We start from the raw sequence: 16,980 nt of genomic DNA on the forward strand, positions 1-16,980 counted from the left end.
AAAGCCTAGCGGCTAAAGAATTAGTGCATTTTATTTATGAGCAAGCTAAAAACAATGTACCCATAGAATTAATACTTGATGAGCTGAAATTAGCTTCTTAGAAAAATTTTCAAGTTATTTATAGGACAAATATAGTGTGAAACACTGTAACTATATTCCTGTCAAGGAATTTGAATCTACAATTGGTATTTCAACTTCTTAAATTAAAGAAGTTAAGTTACTGTTTTATTTTAATAAGTATCATATAACTTTTTGAAAGGCTACGCCTAAAAAATATTATGAGCGTTTTCTTTTTACATTCTAAAATTTTTCGTAATGCAATGAAGAAAAATTATCCTTCACTAGCCCACTAGCCCACTGGCAAACTAGCCCACTGAAAATTGTGACTCTGTCACAATTTTCTTAAGTTCTTCAGTTGCTTTTTTTATGTCGTTACTTCCAAGAATGCAAGATATTATAGAAACCCCGCTCACACCAGTTTCCATAACTGATTTTGCATTAGAGTGATTAACACCGCCTATGGCTACAGAAGGAATGTGAATTTTTGAAGTTATTTCTTTTAGTGCCTCCAAACCTATAGGGATATCTATATCTTTCTTAGTATTGGTGGAAAATACAGCGCCAAGACCTAAGTAGTTTGCTCCCTTGCTTTGAGCTTCTAAAGCTTCTCTTGCATTACCACAGGATATACCTATTATAGTGTCTTCACCCAATATTTTTCTTGCATATTCTATAGGCATGTCATCTTGACCTAAATGAACACCTTCAGCTTTGATTGCCTGGGCTATATCTATTCTGTCATTAATTATAAGTGGTACATTGTAGTATTTAGTTATTTGATGAATTTCATTAGCTATATCAAAAAATTTTCTAGTGGATGCATCTTTTTCTCTAATCTGTATTATACCAGCGCCACCCTTTATTGAGTCCTCCACTGCTTCTTTTAAAGAAATATTTTTTAAAAAGCTTCTATCAGTGACTAAATAAACGTTATAGTTAATATTCAAAATTAATCCCCCCGTTATAAAATTTTTTACTTGTAATCCACATTGGCTTTATTATAGAGTTCAATAAAGTGACCTAAAGGGCCAACTCCGTGACCAATAGAAAAAGAATTTTCTATTGCATTTGTAATATAATTTTTAGATTTTTTTACAGATTCCTCAATATCTATGCCTTTTGCTAAATGTGATGCTATGGCAGAAGATAAAGTACAACCTGTACCATGAGTGTTAACAGTTTCGATTCTTTTTCCAGGTATTTTAATAAATTTTTGTCCTGTATATAGGATATCGTTTGCATCGTTGCATCTGTGACCGCCTTTTATAAGTACCCATTTAGGGCCCATTTTTGAAATTTCTAAAGCTGCTTTTTTCATATGTTCTTCATCTTCTATTTTAAATCCAGTTAAGCTTTCGGCTTCAGGAATATTTGGAGTTACTATGTGGGATATTGAAATTAATTTTTTTAGTTCTTCTACTGCTTCTGGCTTAAGTAAAAAATATCCGCTTTTTGATATTATAACAGGATCTACTACTATGTTTTTAGCTTTATAATCTAATAAAAGCTCTCTTATGGTTTTTACAATTTCGCTATTTGAAACCATGCCAATTTTTACAGCATCTACTTTAATGTCATCAAAGATGCATCTTATTTGAGAACCTACTATATTTTTATTTATTTCTTGTACATCAAATACACCTTTGGTATTTTGACATGTTACAGCAGTAATTACACTCATGCCATAAACTCCTAAAGCACTCATGGTCTTTAAATCTGCCTGTATACCTGCTCCTCCACAACTATCAGAACCTGCAATAGTTAAAACTTTTTTCATTTATAGTCCTCCCGATTATTATAGTATTTATAAATGTTAAAAAATAAAAGGTATACCGCAGAGGTACACCTTAAAAGTTAATAATTTCTAAATTTAAAAATAAAAAACTGCTTAAAGTAAAGCAGCACATAATAATTTTAGAAGTTATGTACCTACTTACCTACGCCAGTATTATCTGGTATCAGGTTCAAAGGGTTAGAGCTATAACTCTTCTCAGCTTTACGCACCCCCGTAGTATTTATTAAGTTAATTATAATAATATTATATCAAATAAAAAAAGTATTTCAATGTTTTAATGTATTTGTAACTTTTTATATTAATGGAATGGTATTATAATAAAAGATAAGAAAAATAAATTACTTATGGAAAGGAAAAGAAGTATGGGGAGAAGAACTCGAAGCCAAAAAAACAATAAATTTAATAAATCTAAGGTATTATTAATATTATCAGTATTTATAATTTTAGTGGTAGCTGTAGCATTAGGTGTAAGGTATCATATGCATTCGGTTTGTGAAAAATATGATAATGTTATATATCCAGGCGCCATAATAGAAAATGTTGATGTTTCTGGAAAAACAAAAGAGCAAGCAATAACTTTACTTAATGAAAGGTATGGGGATAAAGTATTAAAGAAAAATATATTAATACAAGCTCCTAATAAAGAGTATAAAATTAATTATTCTCAATTAAATGCAACCTATAATATTATAGAAACCGTAAATAAAGCTTTTAATTATGCTAGAAATGAAAATCTTTTGGTAAAATATAAATTAATAAAAAATCCTAAAAATCAAAAGTTTATTTTGAAATTTAAATATGATGACAAATATATAGATATAGTATTGGATGAAATGAAGAAGGAAATAAATAGAGAGCCTAAAAATGCTACTATAAGAAAAGTTGGAGAGGCAAGCTTCCATGTTACTGAAAGTATCAATGGAAAGACATTAAATGTTGATAAATTAAAGAAAGATATAAGCAGTAGCATAAATGGTCAGGTTGATAATAAAGATTTAGTTATTAAGCCTGAAATTAAAACCGTAGAAGCAAAGGTTAAATCAGAAACTTTAAAAAGTATAAATTCTAAAATATCCGCTTTCAGTACAAAGTTTAACACTGCCCCTTCAAATGCAAATAGAAATTATAATATTAAATTATCTGCAAAAGCTATAAATGGACTAACTATAATGCCAGGAGAATCCTTTAGTTTCAATGAAGTAGTAGGTGAAAGAAGTGCTGCTAGAGGATATAAGGATGCACCGGTAATAATAGGAAGCAAGGTTGAAAGTGGATTAGGTGGAGGTGTGTGTCAAGTATCTAGTACATTGTACAATGCAGTTTTGAGAGCTAATATGAAATCAACTCAAAGAACCCCCCACACTTTACCATCTAGTTATGTACCTAAAGGATTAGATGCTACAGTAAGTTATGGAAGTTTAGATTACAAATTCAAAAATACTTTAAATTATCCTGTATATTTAGAAAGCTATATTGAAGGAAATACATTGGTTTGTAATATATATTCAAATTCAAGTCTTAATGATTTAAAATATGATTTTGTTAGCGAAGTTTATGAAACTATAGAAGCAAAAACAAATTATGTAAATGATTCAACACTTCCAAAGGGAACGGAAGTTATAGAAACATCAGCTAAAAATGGGTACAAAGTAAAAGTTTACAAAATAACTTATAAAAATGGACAACAAATTTCAAAAGACTTAATATATAATGATTACTATAAACCAAGAAATGGAGTAGTTAAAAGAGGCACAAAATAAATGTATAAATAAAACGTAGATCTTGGGGGAATTATTATGAAAAATAGAATTAGAGATTATGGAATAAATATAGGTAAATTAAAGACAGGTATAAATAATTTAATTACGGATGTGCCTGGGGTGAAAGTTGGACATGTAACCTTAAGAAAGGGCAATATAAATACAGGGGTAACAGCTATAATTCCTCATGAAGGAAATATATTCAAGGAAAAGTTAGTAGCTTGCAGTCACGTTATAAATGGATTTGGAAAAACTGTAGGAACTGTTCAAATAGAAGAATTGGGAACATTAGAAACGCCTATTTTATTAACCAATACGTTGAATGTTGGGTTGGTAAGTGATGCTTTAATAGAATATATGCTTAAGGAAAATGAAGATATAGGAGTTACAACGGGAACCATAAATCCTGTAGTATGTGAATGTAATGATGGCTATTTAAATTGTATAAGAGAAAGAAATGTAAGTAGGGGGCATGTTTTTGAGAGTATAGAGAGTGCTGATGTAATATTTAAAGAGGGAGCCGTTGGTGCAGGAACAGGAATGACATGTTATGGTTTTAAAGGTGGAATAGGTTCAGCTTCTAGAATAATAGAATTAGATAGTAAAGAGTATACTATAGGAGTTTTAACCCTTACTAACTTTGGAAGAGGCGAAGACTTAGTGGTGGATGGAGAAAAAATAGGAGAAAAGGTATTTTGCTGTAATGAAGAAGATAAAGGGTCTTGCATAATAATAGTTGCAACGGATATTCCATTAAGTTATAGACAAATTAAAAGGGTTTGTAAAAGAGCTTCTGTGGGTATGGCTAGAACAGGTTCATTTATAGGTAACGGCAGCGGAGAAATAGTAATAGGATTTACTACAGCTAATAAAATAAATCACTACGAAGATAAAGATATAATAAGCATAAAAATAATAAATGAAGATAAGATAAATTTAATTTTTAGAGGAGTTGCTGAGGCAGTTGAGGAGGCAGTGTTGAATTCCTTAGCTTGCTCAGAAACTTTAAAAGGAAGAGATGGGCATGTTAGACAGGGATTTGGTGAGATTTTAGAAAAATTATAACCTAAAAGTAATTTAATTCCCTATTTTCAGTTTCTAGTCCCAAATCCCCAAGTAAAGATTTTTCTAGGGATTTGGGATTGGAGATTAGAGATTGAATACTAAGGGTTTATTTTTTTAAAAATTTCAGTATTTATTATGAAATTATATTGAGAATTATGCTTTTGTACATCTTGTAATATTTCAAAGGCCATATTAGTGAAGGATTCATTGCAAACACTTTGAATCATTAGTATATAAAATTTAGTGAATAAATCTATATATGTTTGATTGTTAAAAAAAGCTATTTGAATTCCTTCAATAAAATCAGCAGGAGTGTTAAAGATTTCTTTTTCAGTTATAGGTGCATTTTTACCGTTAAAATATAAAAAGAAGTTTTTTAATAAACACTGATGCTTATCCATATCAATTTTAATAGAATTTAATAATTTTACTTCACTTCTAGATGATGTATTTTTTATCAGGTAATTGAAAAGTGCTTTATTATAATATTCTTTTTTCATATATTGAAGGGAAAGATTTATTGCATCATCTAAACAATTTAATTTAACATTATAAACAGGTGGCATGCCATCGTACAAATTTATCACCTCCAGTGATAAAACATATAACATATAAATGATATAAAAGTGTATAATAATATAATATGAATAAAAATACCTTTTGTTGAAATAAATATTCTAAATTTATTTATATTTTTGTTTATAATATGTTAAAATTTATCCGATGACTACCTGCCGTAACACTCCCACTTCTAACAAAGTGGGAGATAACGGCAGCTACGTCCCTGGATAACGATCTCTAACTTTCAGATGGAGTAAAAACTCCATCTGAAGCTAAGAGCTCTGTTTATATGAGCAAAAGGATTTTAAATATTTTTACAAAGTAAGGAGTGTTTCAAATGACTACTGAAAATATGAATGATATGTCAATGAAGGAATTTATGGATCAAGTGGATGCAAGCATGAGAAAATTACACAGAGGAGAAATAGTAAAGGGAACTATAATATCTTTAAATGAAAATGAATTAATGGTTAATATAGGATACATAACAGATGGAATAATACCTAAAAGTGAAGCATTAGAAGGTGAAGGAGAAATAAAAGATTACTTCAAAATAGGTGAAGAAATATACGCATATATTTTAGATATTAATGATGGAGAAGGAAACGTACTGCTTTCTAAAAAGAAAGCAGATAGGGTAAAAGTATGGGATGATTTAGAGAGTTTTTATAAAAATCAAGAAGTATTTGAAGTTACAGTAAATGAAATTGTTAAAGGTGGAGCTATTGCTAGAATTAAGGGATTGAGAGCATTTATACCAGCATCACAAATTTCATTGTCATTTGTAAAGGATTTGAATGGGTTTGTAGGGAAAACACTAAATGTTAAAATAATAGAGTTTGATAGTAAAAAAGAAAAAATAGTATTATCTGCAAAAGAAGTAGAGAAAAAAATTGCTGAGGAAAGAAAGGCACAGTTATGGAATAGTGTGCAAAAAGGTGAAATTAGAAGCGGAGTAGTTAAAAAGCTGGCTAAGTTTGGAGCCTTTGTAGATATTGGAGGATTAGAGGGACTTGTACATGTGTCTGAGTTATCTTGGGGAAGAGTTAAAGATCCATCACAGGTATTATCAGTAGGGGATAATGTAAAAGTTTATGTATTGGATGTGGATAAAGAAAAGGAGAGATTATCTTTATCTATAAAAGATATAACTAATGATCCATGGGAAGAAGTAAGCGTTAAGTTTAAAATAAACGATGTAGTAGAAGGAACTGTGGTTAAGTTAGCTAGTTTTGGAGCTTTTGTAGAAATAACTGATGGAGTAGAGGGGCTTGTTCATTTATCAGAAATATGTGAGGAAAATATAGCTAAACCTTCAGATAAATTAAAAGTAGGAGATAAAGTTAAGGTTAGAATTTTAAGTTTAAATTTAGAAGAAAAAAGAATAAGTTTGAGTATTAAAGAAGCTATAGATAAGCCTGTAGAAGACTTTTCAGCATTTTTAGATGAAGAGGAATCAGGTGTTAGTCTAGGAGAACTATTTAAAGACAAACTTAAAGATCTTATGTAGAAAAATTGTGACGGAAGTGGCATAGGAAAAATCTTAGAATGTAAAAAAGATAGCTAACATAATTTCAAGTTGTGAAATTATGTTAGCTATCTTTTGGACTTAACTTAAATCTTTTACTGGCGGTAGCCAGCTTTAATATATAAATAATAAATATCAGATATAAATTAATAAGGATTTTTTTTCATTTTATTTAGAAAATCTTTAATTTATAGGCTATGTTTTAGAATAGTGTTGATAACATATCAATTTTTAAGAGAAGTCATTTTGATTTCCTTTAATTTGTATTTTGAGAAATTATTAACACATTTAAAATTCCTATTTGCTTAAAGAATCAATATATTCTTTCGCTTCTTTCAATCCAAATCCAGTAGCAATTCTATATTTTTTTATTGCTTCAACTTTTTTTCCTTCTAAAATAAGGCTCTTTAATTCATCCGTTATTGTATCAGGTACTCCAACTTGTTCAGCAATCTTATTTAAATTTATATTTATGCGTGTTATATCACTTCGCATCTGGCTAATACTACTTACTATCCATAGTAATAACCCTGCTACTACAATGTAAAAAATAGTTAAGTAATCCATAATTAAACTCCTTTCAAGTTTATATAATTCTACAAACAAGTATTATATTACAGTTCGCTCATGTTCTAATTATAACATTACGTTCTATATAATCAAATAAATATAGGTTCTCTTTCTTTAAAATCAGTTATTTTTGTATAAGCATAGGCTACATTACATTGAACCATGAAGTTTTTGATTGTCACTACTTACTTATCATTTTCAAATAACTGTAGCCATTTGAACCAGTACATATAATTACTGATGTATTTAGTTGCAACACCATTAAACCTATTTATCCACTTTTTTAACTTGCTTACCTCTTTTACGAGATTTCCTTATCATTTTAGAAGGTTTTTTACCTTTATATTTTCCGTTTCTTGACACAGTTTCAGCATTACAATGTTAGTTTTAGTATTTAAGTTGGCTAATGCAAATAAAAGATTCATGAAAAACAAAATAGAGAATTCAACTTTAAGTATAGGGTAAATAACAAAACTGCAAACAATTTTATTAAAATCATTTCTAAAAGTATGATATAATTGAAAAATAAGTTAATTTGTAATAGTAAAAAAGTGCAAATTAAAGATTAACAGAAATTTTATTTTTTGTGAGGTAAATTATGACTATACATTTTAGTAATATAACTCCCGATAACTGGCGTACTTTTAAGGCACTGAAGGTTAAAGAAGAACAGAAAGAATTTGTTGCTTCCAATGAGACAATGCTTGCAAGGGCATTTGCATTTAGAGATTATAATAGTCGTGTATATGCGATTTATAACGGCGAGTTACCAATAGGAATGTTAATGCAACAGGATTTAGCCGATGATAGACGAGTGTGTGTGTTAGACCAGTTCATGATTGCAGAACAATATCAAGGAAAGGGTTATGGAAAGTTTGCTATGCAACTCTGGCTCTCCATGATAAAGAATGAAGATAAATATGATTCGATAATTCTTTGCTATATAAAAGGTGATGAAGTCGCACGCAATTTATACCTTAACATGGGGTTCCATCATACTGGTGAAGTTGATGAAAATGAAATAGTTACGGAGTCACAATCTATAGCTATGTCAACACCAGCATTTTCCGAGGTTGATGAACATGAAATAGTTATGGTGTATAATCTTAAGGATAACGCATGATATGTTTTTTGTTGTTTCGACTTTTAAGAAAATTGTGACGGAGTCACAATTTTCAGTGGGCTAGTGTGCCAGTGTGCTAGAGGGCTAGTGAAGGATAATTTTTCTTCATTGCATTACGAAAAATTTTAGACTTAACTTAAATCTTTTATTGGCGGTAGCCAGGTTAAATATCAGATATCAAATATCAATTAATGTGGATTTTCTTCATTTTATTTAGGAAATCTTTAATTTATAAGAAAGAGATCATAATATTTTTTTAGGCGGAGCCGCTCGTTTAGTCACCAATCCATAATCCCTCGATTCCAAATGTATTAAAGGATAAAACCCTTAGGAAATTTCAACATTATTTGATATTTCTATATTTTCGCTGGCTACCGCCAATAAAAGATTTTCAGTAACATAGTGGAGGAAAATCCTCCTTTACTAGCCCTCTAGCCCACTGGCACACTAGCCCACTAATTTATGCTTAGTGTGGGGTATAAAATGAAAGTACTGGGAAACCATAATACTGAGGTGATAAAGTAGTATGGAAAATAAGATTAAGAAAACTAAAAATAATAAAAAAGAAGATGGGAATTTTAAGAAGAAAAATATAAAGCATGGACATGAAGAAAGTGCTAGAGCTGTATTTGGCATGGAAAATCAAATTAAACCATTAGATGACTAAAAGAAAGGAAGAAAAAATATGGCAAAGAAAATGTATGAAACGCATAAAAAGGGCAATAAAAAGGATGGATGTAAGCCAGAAGAAAGAGCAAAGGGAAATAAAAAAACAAAGGAAAGATATGAAAATTTTAATGGTGAACCAATAGAGTAAGATAGATAAACATGCAAATATTAAAATTGTTTTATGAAAATTTACAATCCTTTTGGTATAAAATATAGCCTTAAGGATTATAAAGTAAGATTTACCCCAGTACATAATTTGAGCTATAAAATCATCAGTGTTTATACAAGTGATGGCTTCCATTGAAAACTGGGGTAAATAGGTTTAAAAGTTAGTATTAAAATAGTTCATTAAGGGTTATATTGTGCTTATGTTTTTTAAAAGCATAAAGTCTTCAGGTATTCTTTGATACATTGGAAAATCAGCATATCTTGTAAAATTCTCTTCAGAATGTGAATCTTCTGTAGAGCTTCTTTTCTTTTCACAGCAATTTAAATATAGTATATAGTTATATTTTATACTATGCTTTATTTCATCAGTTATTATTTCAAATAGCATATCTCTTGAACATCTAGAAGGTAAACCTATTTTTATTTCTCGATATTTTTCTACAGCACTTAGTTCACCAAATAATGCTTTTTTAATTCCTTCTATATAGGATTTTGGCTTTTTAAATTTAGTATCTTCACTTGCAGGAATATTCATCCCAGTTATTCCTATATATATTTCTCTAAACATTTTGTTGTGTTTTAGCTCATCATTTCTTATTGATTCTATTATTTCTTTTTCTTCTTTTGTTGGTGCTTTTTTAATTAAGTACTCGTAGAATTCAGCATCTTCCTTTTCATCTTGAACAGCCTGCTTTATTAGTTCTAAAGAAGTATTAAGGAGAGACATGTCATACATCATTCCACCGTAACAAGGATTAACATACATTAAACTATAAACCTCCTATAAATATTTACTTACTAGATAGTATATTAAACATTGTATAATAAGGTTCTTAAAATAGATGTTTAAATACTTTTAATATAAAAATTAAATTTTAATTAAATATTACACTCAAATGTCAAAATAGTGTGAAAATATGGTATAATATTATATAGTGATATTAAGCATATTAAATTAGGGTTTATTTTTTAGTGGGGTGAAGAATATATGAGAGGAGCTATAATTTATTTTTCAGGTACAGGAAACACTAGGTATGTTTCAGAAATGTTTAAAAAGGAATTTTATAAGAATAATATAGAATGTGAATTAATAGATATAGTTAAATGCAATAAAGTGAATTTAGATTATGAATTTTATATTTTTGGTTCACCTATATATGCGGAAATGTTTCCTGATTATTATATGCATTGGGTAAAGGTAAATATTAAAAATGGAAATGGTAAGAAGGCTATAATATTTTCAACTCAAGCTTCAAATAGTGGCACAGGTATGGAAAGACTTAGAAGAATGTTAGAAAAAAAAGGATTTAAAGTAGCCATTCAGAAATCTATACCAATGCCAAATAATTATTATGTAGTAGCTTTTAATAAAAACAGTAAAGAGGAAAAATTTAATATTTGTAAAGAAGCTGCAAAAAAGGTTTCTAATATAGTTAAAGATTTTTTATTAGGAGAAGAATATATAGAGGAGGTATCTAACATTAGATTGGGTATAGGTACCATAGTATATAATTTTTTTAATAAATATAGTAAAAATTGGGCTAAGAAAAAACTAAGTATTGACTATGATAAATGTATTAAATGTAAAAAATGTTCAGAGAATTGTCCTACTAATAATATAAATATTGCCGAAAATATAACATTTAATTCTAGGTGCATATCATGTCAAAGATGTATACATATATGCCCGAAGAATGCATTTTTATATAAAGGTAAGGGTTTTGAGCAATATAAATTAGAAAAATAATAGGAGGGTTGTTTTATGCAAAGAACTATGATAATTTATGAGGGATTAGAAGAAACTACAGAGAAAATTGTTAAAAAGATGGCACTAGTGCTTGGACCTGCAAAATATTGTACTACAGAAGGATTTAAAGAAGATTACAAGAATTACGATTTATTTGTAATTGCAGCTCCAGTATCTGGAGAAAAATTAGATGATAAGATTTTAAAATTTGTAATGGAAAATGCAACATGGCTTATTAATAAGGAAATAGGATTAATATGTACAGGAGCTGAAAAGGATCAAGGAATAAAGGCATTAAAGAAACTTCAATCCATATTGGGTATTGCAGTAGTACATTGTAAAACTATAAAATGTGATAAATGTATAGAAGAAATAGTTCAATTTTCCTTAGAACTTAAGAGAATAAGAGAAAGCTTTTTGAAGAGTATGCCAAAGGAAGATTTGAAGAAAAGAATAGATTATTTTATAAATTCTCATAAAATTTGTGATTTGGCTACTGGATATAATAATTGGATTAGATGTACTCCCATGGAATATATATATAAGGATGGATGCATATATATATTATCAGAGGGTGGTAAAAAATTTGCAAACATAATATTAAATAATAGGGTTAGTATAAGTATATATGAAGAATTAAACAATGATAGTGATTGGGAAGGTATGCAAATAAGAGGAAAAGCTGAAATATTAGAATTAGATACGGAAGAATATAAGGAAGTACTAAAACTAAAGGATATAGATGAAGCTAAGTTAAATTCAATGCCTGGAATATTAAATTGCATAAAAATTAATTTTGATAAAATTGAATATTTGAGCTCTAAGTTTAAAGCATTAGGATATAGCTCAAAACAAATATACTATTATAAGCCATTCTAATAATATAGCAGAGTTTTTTAGTATAAACCTATAATGAAAATTAATTTAGATTTTTAAATAATATTTATTTAATTTTATAAAATATACTTGATTTTTATATAGTTACTGTGGTAGAATACAGAAAGAAAAAATAATATAGCCTTTAAGAACAATCCAGAGAGATTGGGAAGGAAAAAGGGTACAAATATGCTTACGAGATAAGTATGTGTACTGTTTGTAGCTATAGGTAAAATTAACTAACTTTGCGTATTCTATGCCTTCCCATTAGGGAAGGCATTTTTAATACCTTTAAGACTAGTCCAGAGAGACTAAAAAGGAGGAAGTATATATGTTAAAAGGAAGAAATTTAATTGACCCAATGGATTTTACTACAGAGGAATTAGATGAAATTTTTGAAAGAGCAGAGGATATAATCGCAAATCCAAAAGATTATATGCACATATGCGATGGGAAATTATTAGGTACTCTTTTCTTTGAACCAAGTACAAGAACAAGATTAAGTTTTGAAGCAGCTATGCTTAGACTTGGAGGAAGTGTTTTAGGATTTTCAGAGGCTGGTTCTAGCTCTACAGCTAAAGGGGAAAGCGTAATGGATACTGTAAAAACTGTAAGCTGTTATGCAGATGTAATAGCTATGAGACATCCTAAAGAGGGAGCGCCAGTAGTAGGTGCTATGGGAGCAGATGTACCTATAATAAATGCCGGAGATGGAGGACATCAACATCCAACTCAAACATTAACAGATCTACTAACCATAAGGTGTATAAAAGGAAACCTATCTAATTTAACAATAGGTCTTTGTGGAGATTTAAAGTTCGGTAGAACAGTACACTCACTAATAAAGGCCATGTCTAGATACAAAAATAACAAATTCGTATTGATATCTCCAAATGAATTAAGAATTCCAGATTACATAAGAACAGAAATATTAGAAAAAAACAATATAGAATTTGTAGAAGTTGAGAAACTAGAGGATGTCATAGGGAAATTAGACATACTATATATGACAAGAGTTCAAAAGGAAAGATTTTTCAACGAAGCAGATTATATAAGACTTAAAGACAGCTATATATTAGATAATGAAAAAATGTCTAATGCTAAAAAAGATATGATAGTATTGCACCCACTACCTAGGGTAAATGAAATAGCATATGAGGTGGACAGTGACCCTAGAGCATGTTATTTTAAACAAGCAAAGTATGGAATGTACGTTAGAATGGCTTTAATAACAAAACTTTTGGGGGTGGACAAATAATGTTAAAAGTAGATAGCGTTAAAAAAGGAATTGTAATTGACCATATTAAAGCAGGAATGGGAATGAAGATATTTAACTTTCTTGGTCTTGATAAAATAGATGGCTCTGTAGCGTTAATAATGAATGCTTGTAGTGAAAAAATGGGTAAAAAAGATATTATTAAGATAGATAATGTAACTAATATGGATCTTACCATGATAGGAATAATGGATCCTAATGCTACTGTAAATATAATAGAAAATGAGCAAATAAAAGAAAAAATAGCATTGAAATTGCCAGATAGAGTAGAGGATTTAATAAAGTGTAAAAATCCAAGATGCATAACTTCAATAGAAAAATATATACCACACGTGTTCTACCTAGTAGATAGAGAAAAAGGCCAATACAGATGTAAGTACTGTGATGAGGCACATAATTTAGAAAGAGAATAAAATAATATCCCCAGTAACCAATGGTTAATCTTCAAATTGAAATAAAAATTGGAGATTATGGATTGGGGACTGGGGAATAAATTAAAGGGGGTTTTTATATGGAGCTTCTTATAAAAAATGCCAAGGTAGTGGATTCATCACAAAACTTTCAGGGTGATGTTTATATAAAAGATGGAGTAATAAACGAGATAGGTATAGATTTACATAAACAGTGCCAGGTTTTAGATGCAAAGGGAAACACATTAACACCAGCTTTTGTTGATTTGCATGCTCATTTTAGAGACCCAGGATACACTTACAAAGAAGATATATTCACGGGATCTTCTGCAGCAGTGAAGGGCGGATATACTACAGTAAATTTAATGGCAAATACAAATCCAGTATGTAGTAGTATGGATATGGTTAATTATGTTGTTGGTAAAGGAAATAAAATAGGATTGGTAGATATAAACCAAGTAGTTTCTATAACAGAAGGACTTAGGGGAGAAAGCTTTAAGCATTTAGAGGCCATAGATAAATCTGTAAAATTTATATCCGATGATGGCAGGGGAGTTCAAGATAGTAACACAATGCTAAATGCTATGGTAAAAGCTAAAGAAAAAGGATTAACTATAATTGCCCATGAAGAAAATGAAGATATAAAAGATTGTGATACGAGACTTGCAGAAAATTTAATGACCTGGAGGGATTTAACCTTAGCCAAGGTTACTGGTGTAAAACTTCATGTTACTCATGTGAGCACTAAAGAAGCGCTAAAGGACATTATAGAGGCAAAAAAAAGTGGGTTAGAAGTAACTTGTGATGTAACGCCACATCATATAGCTCTTACCAAAAAGGAAGATTATAAGGTAAATCCACCTTTAAGAGAAAAAGAAGATATAGATTTTTTAATAGAGGCTATAAAAAATAACTATGTGGATGCCATAGGAACAGACCATGCACCACATTCTAAAGAAGATAAAGAAAAGGGAGCCAATGGAATATCTGGAATAGAGACAGCTTTTTCAGTATGCTATACAAAGCTAGTAAAGGAAAAGGGCTTAAGTTTAAATAAATTAGTGGAAATTATGAGTAAAAATCCAGCAAAAATAATGGGTGTAAATAAGGGAGAAGTTAAAATAGGATATAAAGGGGATTTAGTTTTAATAGATCTAAATAAGAAATACACTGTGGATTGTAGAAATTTTAAATCAAAGGGAAAAAATTCACCCTTCCAGGGCAAAGAAGTTTTTGGTGAAATAATTAATACAATTAAAGAGGGAAAGATTGTATATAGTAGAGAAGATTAAAAATGTATATAGAGTTAAAGTATATTAAGATTTAGGGACGGTTTTAAAATAAACATATAATTTGAATTTTTTTATCCGATGACTACCTGCCGTAACACTCCCCCTTCTAACAAAGTGGGAGATAACGGCAGCTACGTCCCTGGATAACGATCTCTAACCTTCAGTTGGAGTAAAAACTCCATCTGAAGCTAAGAGCTCTGTTTATAAAATAAACTTTTGGAGGTAAAAAAATTGATTATAGATAGATTGTACCAAAGCGTAAAAGAGAAAGGTCCTGTATGTGTAGGATTGGACACAGCAGTTGAATATGTACCAGGGGAATTTTTAAAAAAATATAATTCACTAGAAGATGGGATAGTTAATTTTAATAAAAGAATAATAGATGCTACTATTGAAAATGCAGCGTGTTTTAAAGTGCAAATAGCATATTATGAAGCTTTAGGACTTTTAGGGCTTAGGGCCTACAAGAGAACTTTAGAGTATATAAAAGAAAATAAGGCAATATCCATAGCTGATATTAAAAGAGGAGATATAGCTAAAACTGCACAAATGTATGCTAAAGCCCATTTTGAAGGGGACTTTGAAAGTGACTTTATAACATTAAGTCCATATATGGGAATGGATAGTGTAGAGCCTTATTTAGAATATGTAGATAAAAAGGAAAAGGGAGTATTCTTATTATTAAGAACATCAAATGAGGGAGCAAAGGATATACAATATATAACAACAAAAAGTGATAGAAAAGTGTATAACGTAGTAGGTGAAAAAATACAGAATATAGGGGAAAAATACTTGGGAAACTGCCAATACAGCAGCATTGGAGCAGTGGTAGGATGTACTCATGGTGAGGAAGCGGAAAAAATTAGAACAGATCTAAATAAAACATTTTTCTTGATACCTGGATATGGTGCTCAAGGTGGAGGAGCCAAGGATGTAGCTGCATATATGAATAAGGGCAACGGTGGGGTAGTAAATTCCTCTAGAGGTATACTTCTGGCATATAAAAAGAAGGAAAATGGACAAAAGGATTTTGATAGATGGGCAGGAGAAGAAACATTAAATATGAGAAAAGCATTGGAAGAGGCCTGTAAAAATATTTAATAAGCAAGGAATATTGATTATATAATTTTGGAGGATAAAATATAATGATTTGTTCCATAAAAAAAGTATTAAAAAATGAAAAAGTATGTGAAGATATATATAAGATAAGCATTGAAGGAAATTTTGAAGGAAATCCTGGTCAATTTTACATGTTGAAGGTTCCATACAAGGAACCTCTTCTTCCAAGGCCTATTAGTATATATGAGGTTGAAGATGGAAGAATCCAATTCTTATATAAAGTAGTGGGTGAGGGTACAAAACTTTTATGCAAACTTAAGGAAGGCGATGAAATTCAAGTTTTAGGACCTTTAGGAAATAGTTTTAATTTAAAGGATAGTAGCAAAAAAGTAGCTATGGTGTCAGGTGGAATCGGAATAGCTCCGTTGATGTTTTTGTCAAGACGACTAAAAAATGCATGTATAGACTTTTATGCAGGATTCTACAATGAGTCATATGCTGTGGATAATGTGGAAAAAAATGTTAATAACTTATACATATCCATGGAAAAAGAAAGAAATGGTAATAAATTACAAAGTTGTACACAGAAAAGTAATATAGAAGTTGTGTATAACTCCTATATTACAGATATTTTTAGGCCAGAGAAGTATGAAATTGTATATTGCTGTGGGCCAAAAGTAATGATGGAAAAGGTCGTAAAAATGTGTAAAGAGAAGAATGTGCCGGTTTATGTATCTATGGAAAATAAAATGGCTTGTGGAATAGGAGCATGTCTTGGTTGTACCTGTGAAACTGGAGATGGATATAAAAGAGTTTGTAGCGATGGACCAGTATTTAAAGGAGAAGAGATTATATTTTAAGATACATAATAATATAATAGGCAATTTTAATAAAAACTTTAGTTCTGCAAAATAAAAAGTCAAATTGGTAATGCTACCAAAAAATAAATATGGCACACCGACGGTTTCCGTGATATATAAAAGTTATTACTCAATTAATCACACGGGAGGTTGTCAGTATG

Annotated in this window: 18 protein-coding genes, 1 pseudogene and 1 riboswitch; of the genes and pseudogenes, 13 read left to right on the plus strand and 6 right to left on the minus strand. The window is 29.9% G+C overall.

The features are described 5' to 3' along the window. Positions 1-365: 365 nt before the first annotated feature. Both thiE and thiD read right to left on the minus strand, forming a co-directional pair. A complete protein-coding gene (thiE, locus tag FGK85_RS11990; protein ID WP_138206956.1) occupies positions 366-1,007 on the minus strand; it encodes a thiamine phosphate synthase in 642 nt (213 codons plus the stop codon). Positions 1,008-1,033: 26 nt separating this feature from the next. After that, positions 1,034-1,837 carry a bifunctional hydroxymethylpyrimidine kinase/phosphomethylpyrimidine kinase gene (gene thiD / locus FGK85_RS11995; protein WP_138206958.1) on the minus strand — a complete coding sequence of 268 codons (804 nt, stop codon included), beginning with the start codon at positions 1,835-1,837 and terminating at the stop codon, positions 1,034-1,036. A 139-nt stretch (positions 1,838-1,976) separates the two neighbouring features. After that, positions 1,977-2,078, minus strand: a riboswitch (TPP riboswitch). A 139-nt stretch (positions 2,079-2,217) separates the two neighbouring features. Between thiD and FGK85_RS12000 the strand changes: the two genes are divergently transcribed. After that, the gene (locus FGK85_RS12000) at positions 2,218-3,615 is read left to right on the plus strand and encodes a VanW family protein (protein WP_171011408.1); all 1,398 of its coding nucleotides are present in this window, start codon (positions 2,218-2,220) and stop codon (positions 3,613-3,615) included. A gap of 36 nt (positions 3,616-3,651) precedes the next feature. Then, positions 3,652-4,680 (plus strand): DmpA family aminopeptidase, encoded by a 1,029-nt coding sequence (locus tag FGK85_RS12005; protein ID WP_138206962.1) that lies wholly within the window; start codon positions 3,652-3,654, stop codon positions 4,678-4,680. Positions 4,681-4,778: 98 nt separating this feature from the next. On the opposite strand, the gene FGK85_RS12010 is transcribed toward FGK85_RS12005, so the two are convergent. Continuing rightward, complete coding sequence (locus FGK85_RS12010; protein WP_138206964.1) at positions 4,779-5,258, minus strand: hypothetical protein; 480 nt, start codon at positions 5,256-5,258, stop codon at positions 4,779-4,781. A gap of 320 nt (positions 5,259-5,578) precedes the next feature. Here FGK85_RS12010 and rpsA point away from each other — a divergent pair, with 320 nt between their 5' ends. Then, positions 5,579-6,751: a 30S ribosomal protein S1 gene (rpsA, locus tag FGK85_RS12015; protein ID WP_138206966.1), complete on the plus strand. Its 1,173-nt coding sequence runs from the start codon at positions 5,579-5,581 to the stop codon at positions 6,749-6,751. 315 nt (positions 6,752-7,066) lie between these two features. Here rpsA and FGK85_RS12020 read toward each other — a convergent pair whose 3' ends face one another. Together FGK85_RS12020 and FGK85_RS12025 are read right to left on the minus strand one after the other, a co-directional pair. Beyond that, complete coding sequence (locus FGK85_RS12020; RefSeq protein ID WP_138206968.1) at positions 7,067-7,336, minus strand: ribosomal protein L7/L12; 270 nt, start codon at positions 7,334-7,336, stop codon at positions 7,067-7,069. Between the two features lie 92 nt (positions 7,337-7,428). Continuing rightward, positions 7,429-7,632, minus strand: a pseudogene (locus FGK85_RS12025) (IS1595 family transposase); the annotation flags it as partial. A gap of 305 nt (positions 7,633-7,937) precedes the next feature. Between FGK85_RS12025 and FGK85_RS12030 the strand changes: the two are divergent. The 3 genes from FGK85_RS12030 (at position 7,938) to FGK85_RS15775 (ending at position 9,279) form a co-directional block, all read left to right on the plus strand. After that, a complete protein-coding gene (locus FGK85_RS12030; protein ID WP_138206970.1) occupies positions 7,938-8,462 on the plus strand; it encodes a GNAT family N-acetyltransferase in 525 nt (174 codons plus the stop codon). 526 nt (positions 8,463-8,988) lie between these two features. After that, on the plus strand, positions 8,989-9,129 hold the full coding sequence (locus tag FGK85_RS15405) for a CPC_1213 family protein (protein WP_171011409.1): 141 nt from the start codon (positions 8,989-8,991) through the stop codon (positions 9,127-9,129). 18 nt (positions 9,130-9,147) lie between these two features. Continuing rightward, the gene (locus FGK85_RS15775) at positions 9,148-9,279 is read left to right on the plus strand and encodes a hypothetical protein (protein WP_279232921.1); all 132 of its coding nucleotides are present in this window, start codon (positions 9,148-9,150) and stop codon (positions 9,277-9,279) included. Positions 9,280-9,486: 207 nt separating this feature from the next. Here the strand turns inward: FGK85_RS15775 and FGK85_RS12035 are convergent, their stop codons facing one another. Further along, a complete protein-coding gene (locus FGK85_RS12035) occupies positions 9,487-10,065 on the minus strand; it encodes a ferritin family protein (protein ID WP_138206972.1) in 579 nt (192 codons plus the stop codon). Between the two features lie 222 nt (positions 10,066-10,287). On the opposite strand from FGK85_RS12035, the gene FGK85_RS12040 reads away from it, so the two are divergent. From FGK85_RS12040 to FGK85_RS12070, 7 genes are all read left to right on the plus strand, one after another. Continuing rightward, positions 10,288-11,046, plus strand: coding sequence for an EFR1 family ferrodoxin (locus FGK85_RS12040; RefSeq protein ID WP_138206974.1), 759 nt, complete (start codon positions 10,288-10,290; stop codon positions 11,044-11,046). A gap of 15 nt (positions 11,047-11,061) precedes the next feature. Then, a complete protein-coding gene (locus FGK85_RS12045; protein WP_138206976.1) occupies positions 11,062-11,925 on the plus strand; it encodes a pyridoxamine 5'-phosphate oxidase family protein in 864 nt (287 codons plus the stop codon). 328 nt (positions 11,926-12,253) lie between these two features. Then, positions 12,254-13,180, plus strand: coding sequence for an aspartate carbamoyltransferase (pyrB, locus tag FGK85_RS12050; RefSeq protein WP_138206978.1), 927 nt, complete (start codon positions 12,254-12,256; stop codon positions 13,178-13,180). After that, positions 13,180-13,611, plus strand: a complete 432-nt coding sequence (locus tag FGK85_RS12055) for an aspartate carbamoyltransferase regulatory subunit (protein WP_138206980.1) — start codon at positions 13,180-13,182, stop codon at positions 13,609-13,611. Before pyrB ends, FGK85_RS12055 begins: the two co-directional genes overlap by 1 nt. Before the next feature lie 98 nt (positions 13,612-13,709). Then, positions 13,710-14,900 carry a dihydroorotase gene (locus FGK85_RS12060; protein WP_138206982.1) on the plus strand — a complete coding sequence of 397 codons (1,191 nt, stop codon included), beginning with the start codon at positions 13,710-13,712 and terminating at the stop codon, positions 14,898-14,900. Between the two features lie 231 nt (positions 14,901-15,131). Next, a complete protein-coding gene (gene pyrF, locus FGK85_RS12065) occupies positions 15,132-16,001 on the plus strand; it encodes an orotidine-5'-phosphate decarboxylase (RefSeq protein WP_138206984.1) in 870 nt (289 codons plus the stop codon). Positions 16,002-16,045: 44 nt separating this feature from the next. Beyond that, positions 16,046-16,819 (plus strand): dihydroorotate dehydrogenase electron transfer subunit, encoded by a 774-nt coding sequence (locus FGK85_RS12070; RefSeq protein ID WP_138206987.1) that lies wholly within the window; start codon positions 16,046-16,048, stop codon positions 16,817-16,819. Positions 16,820-16,980 lie beyond the last annotated feature (161 nt).

It is taken from the genome of Haloimpatiens lingqiaonensis (genome assembly GCF_901447495.1).
GTDB lineage: Bacteria > Bacillota > Clostridia > Clostridiales > Clostridiaceae > Haloimpatiens > Haloimpatiens lingqiaonensis.

What these genes read in the sequence shown, in the direction of transcription:
- thiD (WP_138206958.1), bottom strand. Translation starts at nt 1,837, where the DNA reads ATGAAAAAAGTTTTAACTATTGCAGGTTCTGATAGTTGTGGAGGAGCA.
- FGK85_RS12000 (WP_171011408.1), top strand. Translation starts at nt 2,218, where the DNA reads ATGGGGAGAAGAACTCGAAGCCAAAAAAACAATAAATTTAATAAATCT.
- FGK85_RS12005 (WP_138206962.1), top strand. Translation starts at nt 3,652, where the DNA reads ATGAAAAATAGAATTAGAGATTATGGAATAAATATAGGTAAATTAAAG.
- rpsA (WP_138206966.1), top strand. Translation starts at nt 5,579, where the DNA reads ATGACTACTGAAAATATGAATGATATGTCAATGAAGGAATTTATGGAT.
- FGK85_RS12020 (WP_138206968.1), bottom strand. Translation starts at nt 7,336, where the DNA reads ATGGATTACTTAACTATTTTTTACATTGTAGTAGCAGGGTTATTACTA.
- FGK85_RS12030 (WP_138206970.1), top strand. Translation starts at nt 7,938, where the DNA reads ATGACTATACATTTTAGTAATATAACTCCCGATAACTGGCGTACTTTT.
- FGK85_RS15405 (WP_171011409.1), top strand. Translation starts at nt 8,989, where the DNA reads ATGGAAAATAAGATTAAGAAAACTAAAAATAATAAAAAAGAAGATGGG.
- FGK85_RS15775 (WP_279232921.1), top strand. Translation starts at nt 9,148, where the DNA reads ATGGCAAAGAAAATGTATGAAACGCATAAAAAGGGCAATAAAAAGGAT.
- FGK85_RS12035 (WP_138206972.1), bottom strand. Translation starts at nt 10,065, where the DNA reads ATGTATGTTAATCCTTGTTACGGTGGAATGATGTATGACATGTCTCTC.
- FGK85_RS12040 (WP_138206974.1), top strand. Translation starts at nt 10,288, where the DNA reads ATGAGAGGAGCTATAATTTATTTTTCAGGTACAGGAAACACTAGGTAT.
- FGK85_RS12045 (WP_138206976.1), top strand. Translation starts at nt 11,062, where the DNA reads ATGCAAAGAACTATGATAATTTATGAGGGATTAGAAGAAACTACAGAG.
- pyrB (WP_138206978.1), top strand. Translation starts at nt 12,254, where the DNA reads ATGTTAAAAGGAAGAAATTTAATTGACCCAATGGATTTTACTACAGAG.
- FGK85_RS12055 (WP_138206980.1), top strand. Translation starts at nt 13,180, where the DNA reads ATGTTAAAAGTAGATAGCGTTAAAAAAGGAATTGTAATTGACCATATT.
- FGK85_RS12060 (WP_138206982.1), top strand. Translation starts at nt 13,710, where the DNA reads ATGGAGCTTCTTATAAAAAATGCCAAGGTAGTGGATTCATCACAAAAC.
- FGK85_RS12070 (WP_138206987.1), top strand. Translation starts at nt 16,046, where the DNA reads ATGATTTGTTCCATAAAAAAAGTATTAAAAAATGAAAAAGTATGTGAA.